The 10,856-nt window shown below is 73.0% G+C and carries 10 protein-coding genes; 6 read left to right on the top strand and 4 right to left on the bottom strand.

The features are described 5' to 3' along the window. Positions 1-56: 56 nt before the first annotated feature. Both ACFRAR_RS30085 and ACFRAR_RS30080 read right to left on the bottom strand, forming a co-directional pair. Positions 57-2,870: a PKD domain-containing protein gene (locus ACFRAR_RS30085; RefSeq protein WP_380701866.1), complete on the bottom strand. Its 2,814-nt coding sequence runs from the start codon at positions 2,868-2,870 to the stop codon at positions 57-59. Between the two features lie 179 nt (positions 2,871-3,049). Continuing rightward, positions 3,050-3,685 (bottom strand): NAD(P)-dependent oxidoreductase, encoded by a 636-nt coding sequence (locus ACFRAR_RS30080; protein ID WP_380701864.1) that lies wholly within the window; start codon positions 3,683-3,685, stop codon positions 3,050-3,052. Positions 3,686-3,844: 159 nt separating this feature from the next. Here ACFRAR_RS30080 and ACFRAR_RS30075 point away from each other — a divergent pair, with 159 nt between their 5' ends. Then, positions 3,845-4,618 (top strand): SDR family NAD(P)-dependent oxidoreductase, encoded by a 774-nt coding sequence (locus ACFRAR_RS30075; protein ID WP_380701862.1) that lies wholly within the window; start codon positions 3,845-3,847, stop codon positions 4,616-4,618. 132 nt (positions 4,619-4,750) lie between these two features. Continuing rightward, a complete protein-coding gene (locus ACFRAR_RS30070) occupies positions 4,751-5,353 on the top strand; it encodes a TetR/AcrR family transcriptional regulator (RefSeq protein ID WP_380701860.1) in 603 nt (200 codons plus the stop codon). An 81-nt stretch (positions 5,354-5,434) separates the two neighbouring features. On the opposite strand, the gene ACFRAR_RS30065 is transcribed toward ACFRAR_RS30070, so the two are convergent. Next, positions 5,435-6,346, bottom strand: a complete 912-nt coding sequence (locus ACFRAR_RS30065; RefSeq protein ID WP_380701858.1) for an alpha/beta fold hydrolase — start codon at positions 6,344-6,346, stop codon at positions 5,435-5,437. 95 nt (positions 6,347-6,441) lie between these two features. On the opposite strand from ACFRAR_RS30065, the gene ACFRAR_RS30060 reads away from it, so the two are divergent. Together ACFRAR_RS30060 and ACFRAR_RS30055 are read left to right on the top strand one after the other, a co-directional pair. Continuing rightward, positions 6,442-7,047: a TetR/AcrR family transcriptional regulator gene (locus ACFRAR_RS30060; protein WP_380701854.1), complete on the top strand. Its 606-nt coding sequence runs from the start codon at positions 6,442-6,444 to the stop codon at positions 7,045-7,047. A 158-nt stretch (positions 7,048-7,205) separates the two neighbouring features. After that, positions 7,206-8,264 carry a fatty acid desaturase family protein gene (locus ACFRAR_RS30055; protein WP_380701852.1) on the top strand — a complete coding sequence of 353 codons (1,059 nt, stop codon included), beginning with the start codon at positions 7,206-7,208 and terminating at the stop codon, positions 8,262-8,264. Between the two features lie 16 nt (positions 8,265-8,280). On the opposite strand, the gene ACFRAR_RS30050 is transcribed toward ACFRAR_RS30055, so the two are convergent. Further along, positions 8,281-8,649: a nuclear transport factor 2 family protein gene (locus ACFRAR_RS30050; protein ID WP_380701850.1), complete on the bottom strand. Its 369-nt coding sequence runs from the start codon at positions 8,647-8,649 to the stop codon at positions 8,281-8,283. 195 nt (positions 8,650-8,844) lie between these two features. Here ACFRAR_RS30050 and ACFRAR_RS30045 point away from each other — a divergent pair, with 195 nt between their 5' ends. Both ACFRAR_RS30045 and ACFRAR_RS30040 read left to right on the top strand, forming a co-directional pair. Further along, on the top strand, positions 8,845-9,843 hold the full coding sequence (locus ACFRAR_RS30045) for a PRC and DUF2382 domain-containing protein (RefSeq protein ID WP_380701848.1): 999 nt from the start codon (positions 8,845-8,847) through the stop codon (positions 9,841-9,843). 134 nt (positions 9,844-9,977) lie between these two features. Continuing rightward, positions 9,978-10,853 (top strand): LysR family transcriptional regulator, encoded by an 876-nt coding sequence (locus tag ACFRAR_RS30040; RefSeq protein ID WP_380701846.1) that lies wholly within the window; start codon positions 9,978-9,980, stop codon positions 10,851-10,853. Positions 10,854-10,856 lie beyond the last annotated feature (3 nt).

Below are 10,856 nucleotides of genomic sequence, written 5' to 3'. Positions count from 1 at the left end.
GGCCCCTCCACGAGGGCCGGCCCGGCGCCGTTCGGGTCGGGGCTGGTGGCCCGGGGCTACTTGTGGACGAAGTAGCCGGAGCTGTCCACGACGGCGTGGGTGCCGCCGTTGTGGTTGTAGAGGCTGATGGTGCCGTCGCCGCCGACCGGGACGGTGGCGTGGGTGGCGACGGTCTGGCCGGCCGCGAAGTTCACGGTGGAGACGTCCGGCCGGTCGGTGCCGCCCGGGTAGACGGCGAGGAAGCCGTCGGCGGTGGGCTCGGTGGCGGTGACGTTGAGGACGGCGCCGCTCGCATCGGCCGGCAGCCCGCGGACGGTGGCCCGGCTGTACGGCGCGAGCTTGCCGGGGCTGACCCGGCTGTCGAGCAGTCGGGTCGGGTCGGTGGCGACGAACAGGTGCTGACCGCTGGGCCCGTAGTAGCCGAAGACGTCGGCGATGATGTGGAGGGCGCCCGCGTTGTTGCAGAACGTGATGGTGCCGTCGCTCGCGATCCTGGCGATGACCTGGTTGGACGTGGTCTGCCCGGCCTTGAAGTTGAGGTTCGAGGTGTTCGTCGCGGCGGTGTTGTCCACCATCAGGTTGCCGTCCATGTCGGGCTCGGTGACGGTGACGTTGAGGACGACATTGGTGGCGTCGTTCGGGACGCCGTTGACGCCGCGGACCTTGAGCTTGGTCACCGGGCGCGTCGAGGCGGCGGTGCAGGCGGAGCTGATCTTGCCGGCCGGGACGCCGATGCCGCTACGGGAGTCCATGATGCGCTTCGGCTGGAGCGGCGCGTACAGGTCCGTGGCACGCGGGTCGTACTCGCCCTGGATGTCGATGACGAGGTCCACCGGAGCGCCGTAGGAGTTCCAGACCGCGAGCTTGGAGTCGTTGCCGATCGGGACGGTGACCAGGTTGGGGACGGCCGCTCCCGGGACGTAGTTGAGGCTGGAACTGCCAGGCCGGGGGCGGTCGTTCGGGCCGAGGGTCAGGAAGCCCGGCCCTTCGGCGTTGACCGCGGTGACGTTGAGGACGACTGCGGTGGCGTCCCAGCTGACCGGCCAGTGCTCGTCCCTGAGGTCGATGCTGAGCTTCTGGCCGGGGGTGAGCTTGGAGCCGCCGGGGTGCCGGGTGTCCAATGCGCGCTGGGCGCCGTAGCCGTTGAGCCCGACGGGCTTGGTGCTGACGGTCAGCCGCTGGGACGTGCCGGCCTGTTCGCCGTTGCGGTTGGTGAACGAGAAGGTGACGGTGTACTCGCCCGGGTGGGGGTAGTTGTGCCGGATGTCCTTCGACAGGCTTGTGAGGTCCTGGCCGCTGCCGTCACCGAAGTCGATCCTTCCCTTGTCGAGGGGCCAGGCGGTGGTGGAGGGCGAGGTGTCGAACTCGTAGCCGATCGGGCCGCAGGAGTACTGGATGGAGCACTGCTTCACCGTGAACGCGGCCGTGGGCGCGCCGGGTTCGGTGACCACGAACGGGAAGCGCGAGGAGCCGGGGTAGGCCACTCCCTCGGAGTTGGTCACCGTCACCGTGGGGGCGAACGTCCCGGCCCGGGCGTAGGTGTGGTCGGCGGTCGGCTGAGTGGTGACGGTGGGAGCCGTACCGTCCCCGAAGTCGAAGCTGTAGGAGAGGGCGCCGACCGGCCAGTTCTGCTGGACGGAGGCCCTGGCGGTCACCGGGCGCGGGTACGGACCGCGCTCGCCGGTGACCTCGACCGACTGGCGGATGACGCTCTGGCGCTCCATCGCTCCTCGGTCGCGGATGCCTCGGCCTGTACCGGTGTTGGCGGCACTGGGGTCGTCGGCTTCGGGGTAGCCGTAGAAGTCGGTCGGGAGGATGCCGGGCGCAGCGGCGTCACCCGAGTCGATGCCGGGTGATCCCCGGTCGAGGCCTTCGTCGCCGAAGAGCAGGGGGTCACCGATCAGGTCGTGGGCACCCTGGCCGGTGGCGGCGTTCAGCTGGGCCGGATCGGCATGGGTGCGGCCGTTCCAGAGGTAGGGAGCCTGCTCGGCGCCCGTCTGGATGAGGTTGTAGTCCAGGTCGGTTCCGGTCGAGGCCCCGGTCGCGACCTGGATGGCGGCCCCCGGCTTTCCCGGGGGCGGGCACAGGGAACTGTGGGCGCTGATGACGTTGTTGCGGATGACGGAGCCGGTGGCGCCGTCGTTCAGGAGGATGCCCGGGCCGCAGGTGCCTATGACGGTGTTGGAGGTCACCACGGTGCCCGCGGCGTTCACGACGATCGCGTTGTAGTCGAGCCCGGCGATGTAGTTGGTGGACACCACGGTGCCGTGGGTCCCGGCATCGACCTGGATGCCGGCCGAGTGGTCGCCGTAGACGGCACTGCGGCTCACGGTCACGCGGTCGCTGGTGCCGGCGACGCGTATGGCAGGCTCGCCTCCGAGGGACTTGGCGGCGTACACGTGGTCGACCGTGACGCGCGCGGAGTCCGCGACGACGACTGTGGAGACGTCGGACTGGGCGACGAAGCCGTGGATGACGACGTCTGTGGCGCCCTTGATGGTGAACGCCGGGGTGCCGGTGGTCTCCACGAAGCTTCCGAAGCCCCGGTTCCGGGGATCGCCCATGGTCCCGGTGGTGAAGGTGATCGGCTTGCCGGGAGCACCGGACCGGGTGATCAGCACCGATTCCTGGTAGTGGGGCACTCCGCTGACCACCACCGTCTGGCCCGGCTGCACGATCCGCGCGGCCGCGGAGATCGTGCAGAGCGGCTGGGCCGGGGTGGCGGGCCCGCTGTCCGAGCAGACGACGGATCTGTCGACGTAGAGCCGGTCGCCGGGGCCGCCTGCCGCGGCCGCGAAGGGCGCGGGCAGGACGACGGCGGCGAGCACGGCCGAAGCGCCCGCTAACGCGGCGAGCCTTCCGACGTTCATGAGTGGATGCCTCTCGGGGGAACGGCCGGTGACCGGCCGTTGTGGGGAATCGGTGAAGTCGCGCGGAGGCATCCTGTCCGAGCATCACCTCACTGTCACGCGATTACCGGGCCGGTCTGACCGGATGGTCGGTCTTGTCGGGAAGGTCGTCGTCGAACCGCCGGTACGCGGGCGGTGGCTCAGTCGTCGGCGAGGTGGACGAGTCGGCGGAAGGTCGCCGGGTCGCCGAGGTGGTCGACGATCCAGCGGGCGACGGTGGCGCGGGTGGCGGTGCCGGCGCGGGGGAGCGGCCGGTCGTACGAGACCTGGGGGCCGGCGGACGCCGGGCCGTCCTTGAGCATCGGCACCCGGACGACCGTCCAGGCGGTGTCGGATCCGGCGAGCACGGCCTCCATCCGGGCCAGGTCGTGGTGGACCTCCCGGTACAGCCGGTCGACGACCAGCCTGGTCACCAGCCGCTGGGCGTAGGGGAGCCGGCTGGTGTCCAGGCCGGCCGAGCTCATCATCAGCAGGTGCCGGGCGCCGCCGGCCCGGACGGCGGCGGTCAGTTCGCGGGCGCCGTCGGAGAAGACGGTGGTGGCCCGGCGGCCGGTGGTGCCGAGGGTGGCGACCACGACGTCCTGGCCGCTCAGCGGGCCGTGCAGGGAGCCGGGCTCCGTGACGTCGGCCCGCGCGGTGAGCGGGGTGCCGTGCGCGAGGGCCGGCAGCCGGGCGGGGTCGCGGACGACGGCGGTGACGGTGTGCCCGGCCGCCAGGGCGAGGGTGGTGACCAGGTGGCCGGTGCGTCCGGCGGCACCCACGACTGCGATCCTCATCGGTTCCTCCTCGGGGCTGCCCGGCTGCCCGGCTGCCCGGGGTGGGCGGCGCCGGGGCGGGGGTCGGGCGATGCTTGTCATTCATTCAGACGAGCTGTATGAATGAAATCAAGTGAACCACAGCACACCGCGAGAGCAAGCCCGAAGGAGCGATGGGACATGGGAGTTCAGCAGGCTCGGTACCCCGACCTGGACGGCCGGGTGGTCGTGATCACCGGCGGCAGCCGCGGCATCGGCGCGGAGACCGCCCGCGCCTTCGCCCGGCAGGGCGCGGCCGTCGCCGTCCTCGGCCGCGACGAGGCGGCGCTGACGGCGGTGGCCGGGGAACTGCGGGCGGCGGGCGCCCGGGCGCTCGGCCTGGTCGCCGACTGCACGGACGCGGCGGCGCTCGGCTCCGCCGCCGCCCGGATCGAACGGGACCTCGGCCCGGTCGACGTCCTGGCGGCCTTCGCCGGCGGTGACGGCTACCCGCTGCCGACCGCCCGCGAGACCGAGGAGCACTGGCGGGCCGTCCTGGACGGCAACCTCACCGCCACCTTCCTCACCGTCCGGGCCTTCCTGCCCGGGCTGCTGGCCCGCGGCAGCGGTTCGATCGTCACCATGGCCTCCACGGCCGGCCGGCTGCCCAGCGGCGCCTCCGCCGCGTACGCCACGGCAAAGGCGGGCGTGCTGATGTTCACCCGGCACCTCGCCCTGGAGGTCGCCGGCGAGGGCGTCCGGGTCAACGCCGTCGCGCCGGGCGCCGTCCGCACCGAACGGACCGACGAGCGGATGCCGCCCGAGGTGCGGGCCACGGTCGCCGCCGCGCACCCGCTGGGGCGTCTCGGCGAGCCCGTGGACATCGCCTCGGCCGCGCTCTTCCTGGCCTCCGACGCGTCCTCCTGGATCACCGGGCAGACCCTGGACCTCAGCGGCGGGCGGGTCATCCTCTGAGCGGGTAGCGTCCCGCCGCGCTCGTTCCGCCGTGCCCGTCCCGCCGCGTCCCGCCGCGCCCCACCCCGGTCCGGGTGGGCCGATCGGCGATACTGCCAGTTCACACGGAACGAGTGGGTGGAGGCGAGCGGGATGAGCCCCCGGTCCTACCGGATGGGACAGCGGCAGGCGGAGGTCGACGAGACCCGCGCCCGGATCGTCGCGGCCGCCCGCGCGCACCTGGCCGAGACCGGCGGGGCCTCGCTGGACGCGGTCGCCCGCCGCGCGGACGTCGCCCGGGCGACCGTCTACTACCAGTTCGGTTCCAAGGCGGGCCTCCTGGAGGCGGTCTGCGACGCCCTCGCCGCGCAGGGCGGCATGGCCAGGCTCGCCGAGGCCTTCACCCTCGCCGACCCGTGGGCGGGGGTGGACCGTTTCGTCGAGGTGATGGGCGGCTTCTGGGCCGTCGACCGGGTCTGCACCCGTCGGCTGCGGGCCCTCGCCGCCCTCGACGAGGAGGTGGGCCGGGTGATCGCCGACCGCGATGCCCGCCGCCGGGAGGGGGCGGCCGTCCTGACCGGCCGCCTGCCGGCCGCCCCGCCGGACGCGGCGGGCCTGCTCTTCGTCCTCACCGCCTTCGAGACCTACGACGCGCTGGCGACGGAGGTGGGGGCCGAGGACGGGAGCGGTGACCTGACGGCCGCGACTCCGGCGGTCACCCGGCTGGTCCGGGCCGCCCTCGGCGGACCGGCGTAGCCGGCGCGGCGGCCCTCCGGCCGGTCCGTTCGACCGGTCCGTTCGACCGGTCCGTTCGGCCGGTCCGTTCGACCCATCCGTTCAACCGGTCCGTTCAACCGGTCCGTTCAGCCCATCCGTTCGACCTGCCTGTCGCGCGGCCATGGTGAGGATGCCGGTGAGGACGGCGCCGGGGTCGTCGGTGGTGAGCGAGTGGCCGGCGTCCGGGACGGTGTGGACCTCGGCGTCGGGCAGCAGGCGGTGCAGGCGTTCGGCGGTGGTGGGGGCGTCGTGCAGGGCGCTGCGCCCGCCGAGGAGGGCGAGCACGGGGGCGCCGACCGCGCGGAGCTCGTCGTCGGTGAGGGTGGCGGCCAGGGGCAGCCGGCGGCGGAAGCCCGCGGACGCGCGGAGCAGGGCCATCAGCTCGGTGTCCAGGATGGCGCTGTTGCCGAGCTTCCGGGCGAGGCGGGGGCGGAGGGCCCGCGGGGCCAGGGCGGCGAGGCCGCCGAGGATGATCCAGCGGTAGAAGCGCGGGCTGAGGTCGGCGAGGCCCGCGGAGTCGACCAGGGTGAGGCCGGTGGCTCGGCCCGGATGGCGGATCCGGTGGTGGAGGGCGATCCAGCCGCCGTAGGAGCAGCCGACCAGGTGGACGGCGGGCAGGCCGAGGGCGGCGAGGAGCTCTTCGAGCCAGTCGGCGGCGTCCCGGCCGTCCGCGACGGGGGCGCTCTGCACGCTGGCGCCCGGTTCGCCGACGGTGTCCACGGCGATCACGGGGTGCCGGGCGGCGAGGGGCTCGATGTAGGAGTGCCACATCAGGGCGTTGCCGCCGGAGCCGGGCAGCAGCACGATCGGTGTGCCGTGTGCGGGGCCGGCGCGGTGGACCCGGGTGGTGCCGTAGCCGGTGGGGATGTCGAGTGAGGTCCGTTCGCCCGGCCAGAGCCGGTCGAGGGCGCCCTCGTAGGCGGTGCGGTAGCGGGCTTCGGCTTTGCCGTTCCTGAACTCGCTGATTCGCATGGTACATGTGTATCACAGGCATGATACGGGTGTACCAGAAGGTGTGCCGGGAGTGGTGCGCCAGGAGCGAGCGGAGGAACCGTGGAGGGTGCGCGATGACCGGCAAGGTCGACCACGAGGAGCGCCGCCGGCAGATCGCCGAGGCCCTGCTGCGGATCGCCGACACCGAGGGGCTGCAGTCCGCCAGCATGCGGGCGGTCGCGACGGAGGCCGGCGTCTCACTGCGCCTGGTGCAGTACTACTTCGTGTCCAAGGAGGGCCTGCTGCTGGACGCCCTGGCCCGGCTCGGCGCCCAGCTCCAGGCCCGCATGGAGCGGTGGATCGGCGAGGCGCGCGCCCCCCGGGAGGTGGTGACGGCCGTCCTGTCCTGCATCCTGCCGACGGACGCCGAGAGCCGCCGGATCACCAGGACGTACGCGGCGTACTACACCCTGGTCCTCGGCGACCCCGGGATGCTGGAGCACCAGGCCGCCCAGCCGCCGGCGGTGCTGGAGGGCTTCCTCGCCAAGCAGCTCCGCGCGGCACAGCGGGCCGGGGGGATCGGTCCGGAGCGGGACGTCGAGACGGTCGCGGCCGGGCTGCTGGCGATGGTCAACGGGCTGGGCTCCAGCGTTCTGGGCGGTCAGCGCACCGGTGAGCAGGCGCTCGCGGTCCTCGCGTACCACCTGGACGAGCTGTTCGGGCGGCCGGAGGGGGGCTGACGCCCCGCGGCCGGAGCGGTTGGTGCCGGTCGCGATAGTGCAACCGACCCCCCGCGGCCCAGCCAGCTTCCACTACTTCCGATAGGGGGGTTAGCACCCCTATCGGAGTGGAGTTTTCCCCGTTCTGCGGGGCGGCCGGGCACAGCAGACTCGGGGGTATGCCCGCGCATCCCGTGATGACGTCCGAAGTGCCCCGAGCCGCCGTCCCCCGGTCGGGGAGCGGTGGCAGCGACTTCGCCCAGTTGACCCGCCGGATAACCGCCGAGGGCCTGCTCGACCGGCGCCCCGGCTACTACGCCGTCCGCGCGGGCCTGGTGCTCGCTGCCTTCTTCGGCGGCTGGTACGCCCTGTTCGCGCTGGGGAACACCTGGTGGCAGCTCGGCCTGGCCGCCGCGATGTCCGTGGTCTTCGCCCAACTCGGCCTGCTCACCCACGATCTGGCGCACCGCCAGGTGTTCGACCGGAAGCCGCCGAGCGAGGCCGGCGGCCGGATCACCGCCAACCTGCTGATGGGCATGAGCTACGGCTGGTGGATGAACAAGCACACCCGCCACCACGCCAACCCGAACCACGAGGAGCGGGACCCGGACGTGGCCCCCGAGCTCCTGGTGTGGTCCAAGCGGCAGGCCCGGAATGCGACCGGCGTCGCCCGGTTCATCGGCCGTCGGCAGGCGTACCTGTTCGTCCCGCTGCTCCTGCTGGAGGGCCTCAACCTCAGCTTCAACAGCTTCCGCGCGCTGCGCAGCCCGGTGATGAAGCGCCCGGTGCTGGAGGGCGTCCTGCTGGTGGTCCACTTCGTGGCCTACTTCGGCCTGGTCTTCACCGCTCTCCCGGCGGGCAAGGCGGTCGCCTTCCTCGCCGTGCACCAGGCGCTGCTCGGCATCTACCTGGGCTGCGTCTTCGCCCCGAACCACAAGGGCATGCTGATGGTGACGCCGGAGATGGAGCTCGACTTCCTGCGCCGCCAGGTGCTCACCTCGCGCAACGTCCGCGGCGGGCCGGTCATCGACTCGGTGATGGGCGGCCTCAACTACCAGGTGGAGCACCACCTCTTCCCCAGCATGCCGACCCCGGCGCTCGCCCGGGCCGCCCGGATCACCCGGGAGTTCTGCGCGGAGAAGGGCGTCCCGTACTGCGAGGCGGGCCTGTTCGCCTCCTACCGGGAGGTCTTCGCCCACCTGCACCGGACGGGCGAGCCGATCCGCTCCGGCGACTGAGGCCGGCCGCGCCGCCTCAGCCCCTCTTCTCGAACCCGGCCAGCAGTCCGCGCGGATCGAAGGTCACCCGGATCCGGGTGACCTTCCCGTTCTCCACGTGCATCCAGTTCGCCGTCGGGGCGGGCGGGGCGATGCTGGTGCACAGGTCGAACCAGGTGATCACCTCGTCGCCCTCGACCACCCGGACCTTCACGTCGATCTTCTCCAGCACCTGCCCGAGCCCCTTCAGTCCGGCCAGTGCCTCCGTCACGCCGGAGGCCGTTCCCAGGGCCCCGACGAAGTCGACATCTTCGGCCAGCAGTTCCCGGAGGGTGTCGAACTCGCCCGCCTCCCAGGCGGAGAAGTAGGCCTCGGCAAGCTCACGCGCGGTGTTCGTCGTCGTCATGCCGCCATCCTCGGATCGCCTGAACCATCCGTCCAACAGATGAATCCGATGGTAGGTATCTCTGCCACTGATGGACTGTGCGAGGCGTGACCGGCTCGCCATGTTCATCACTCTGAGTGAATGTCAGCTGAAGTGGTTTCGGGTTGCCCCGCGCGGCAAGGCGCTGAACGCTGGAATGTGAAGGAGGCGTGAATCGTGATCACTGAACAGCAGGCCCGTTCCATGCTGCGCCACCCCGTCCATGACGCGGAGGGCAACAAGATCGGCACCGCTGACCACATGTTCCTCGACGACGTCACCGGCAAGCCCGAGTGGGTCAGCGTCAAGACCGGGTGGTTCGGCGGGAGCGAGTCCTTCGTGCCGATCCGCGACGCCCGGGTCGTCGGGGACCACCTGGAGGTGCCGTACCCGAAGGAGAAGGTCAAGGACGCGCCGCTGGTGGACGTGGACAGCAGCGGACACCTCTCCGAAGCCGAAGAGCGTCGGCTGTACCAGCACTACGGCATCGCCTGGGACGAAGCCTGGAAGAGCGCCAACCAGCCGGGCGAGGGCGGCTGGGCCCACGCGAGCGGTGCCGGTGCCGCCGCCACGGGCGCCACGGCCGGCGCCGCCGCGGCGAAGGGGCGCTCCGGCACGGCCGGTGCGGCGGGTCCGACCGGCTCCGCCGCCACCGCCCGCGCCACCACCACCCGCTCCGCCGCCGCTCCGGGCGCCGCCGCCGCCTCCGCCGCCGGGCGGACCGGCCCGCGCCGGGAGCAGGACGGCGGCGTGATGACCCGGTCCGAGGAGCGGATGAGCGTCGGCGTCGAGCGGTACGAGACCGGCCACGCGAAGCTGCGCAAGTACGTCGTCACCGAGGAGGAGCGCCAGACCGTGCCGGTGCGGCACGAGGAGGTCCACATCGAGCGTGAACCCATCGCCGAGGCCGACCGGGGCACCGCGATCCCCGGCGAGCTGATCTCGGAGGCCGAGTACGAGGTCACCCTGCACGCGGAGCGGCCGGTCGTGCGCACCGAGGCCGTCCCGGTCGAACGGGTACGGCTGGTGACCGAGGAACGCGTCGAGCAGCAGACCGTCACCGGCCGACTGCGCAAGGAGCGCATCGAGGCCGACCTCCCCGACGGGAAGGCGGGGCAGTCGCGCGGCAAGGAGATCCGGGGCACCGAGGGTCGGGGCACCGAGGGCCGTCGGTGACACCCACCGGGCCGTGACCGTCCGTGCGGTCACGGCCCGCTCCTCCCCGGCCCCAGGCCCTCGGCTCTCGGGTCCCGGCCCCGGGCGCCGAACGAGCGGGTGGCCGGACCGCCGGTCGCCTATCGTCAGCGGTCATGGAGATGCACCAGCTGCGCTACTTCGCCGCCGTGGTCGACGAGGGCACCTTCACCGCCGCGGCCGCCCGGCTGCACGTGAGCCAGTCCGGCGTCAGCACCCAGGTCGCCAAGCTGGAGCACGAGCTGGGCCAGCAGCTCCTCGACCGCTCCGGCCGCCAGGTCCGCCTCACCCCCGCCGGCGAGGCCGTCCTCCCGCTCGCCAGGAGCGCCCTGGCCACCCTGGACGCCATCCGGCACACCGCCGCCGAGTTCGCCGACGCCGTGCGCGGGAGGGTCCGGCTGGGCATGATCACGGGCTGCTCGATCCCGCCCTTCCTGGACACCGTGGCCGACCTCGGCCGCAGCCACCCGGGCATCGAGCTCAGCCTGCACGAGGGGCCCTCCGAGGACCTCCAGGCGCAGGTCCTCTCCGGGTCCCTCGACCTGGCCCTGATCGGCTACGCGGGCGAGGCGTCCCCGGGGCTGGACACCACCGTCGTCGTCGACGAGCCGATCGCCGCCGTCGTCCCCGCCGGGCACCCGCTCGACCGGGCCGGACCGCGCCTCGCCGACCTCCGGGGGGAGAAGGTCCTCTGCCTCTCCCCGGGCACCGGCATCCGCGCGGCCTACGCGGACTCCTGCCGCCGGCTCGGCCTGGACCCGCGGGTGGACATCGAGGCCAGCTCCCCGGCGGCCCTGCTCCGCCTCGCCGAACGCGGCGCCGGGGTCGCCGTCCTCAGCGCCTCCTCGGCCGGGGGCGCCGGCCTGCGGGCCGTCCCGCTCGCCGACGCCGTCACCCACGCGCGCCTCGGTCTCGTCGCCCGCCGTGACCAGCGGTCCCCGGCCGTACGGCTGTTGAGGAACCGGCTCAGTACGGCGCTGCGCTCCGGGTGACCG

Origin of the sequence: Kitasatospora sp. NPDC056651, from assembly GCF_042792155.1 — a bacterium.
Lineage (GTDB): Bacteria > Actinomycetota > Actinomycetes > Streptomycetales > Streptomycetaceae > Kitasatospora.
The sequence above is the reverse complement of the archived record's forward strand: the minus strand, read 5'-3'. Positions and strand labels throughout refer to the sequence as shown.

Coding starts and splice junctions, on each gene's coding strand:
- ACFRAR_RS30085 (WP_380701866.1), bottom strand. CDS start 2,870: ATGAACGTCGGAAGGCTCGCCGCGTTAGCGGGCGCTTCGGCCGTGCTC.
- ACFRAR_RS30080 (WP_380701864.1), bottom strand. CDS start 3,685: ATGAGGATCGCAGTCGTGGGTGCCGCCGGACGCACCGGCCACCTGGTC.
- ACFRAR_RS30075 (WP_380701862.1), top strand. CDS start 3,845: ATGGGAGTTCAGCAGGCTCGGTACCCCGACCTGGACGGCCGGGTGGTC.
- ACFRAR_RS30070 (WP_380701860.1), top strand. CDS start 4,751: ATGAGCCCCCGGTCCTACCGGATGGGACAGCGGCAGGCGGAGGTCGAC.
- ACFRAR_RS30065 (WP_380701858.1), bottom strand. CDS start 6,346: ATGCGAATCAGCGAGTTCAGGAACGGCAAAGCCGAAGCCCGCTACCGC.
- ACFRAR_RS30060 (WP_380701854.1), top strand. CDS start 6,442: ATGACCGGCAAGGTCGACCACGAGGAGCGCCGCCGGCAGATCGCCGAG.
- ACFRAR_RS30055 (WP_380701852.1), top strand. CDS start 7,206: ATGCCCGCGCATCCCGTGATGACGTCCGAAGTGCCCCGAGCCGCCGTC.
- ACFRAR_RS30050 (WP_380701850.1), bottom strand. CDS start 8,649: ATGACGACGACGAACACCGCGCGTGAGCTTGCCGAGGCCTACTTCTCC.
- ACFRAR_RS30040 (WP_380701846.1), top strand. CDS start 9,978: ATGGAGATGCACCAGCTGCGCTACTTCGCCGCCGTGGTCGACGAGGGC.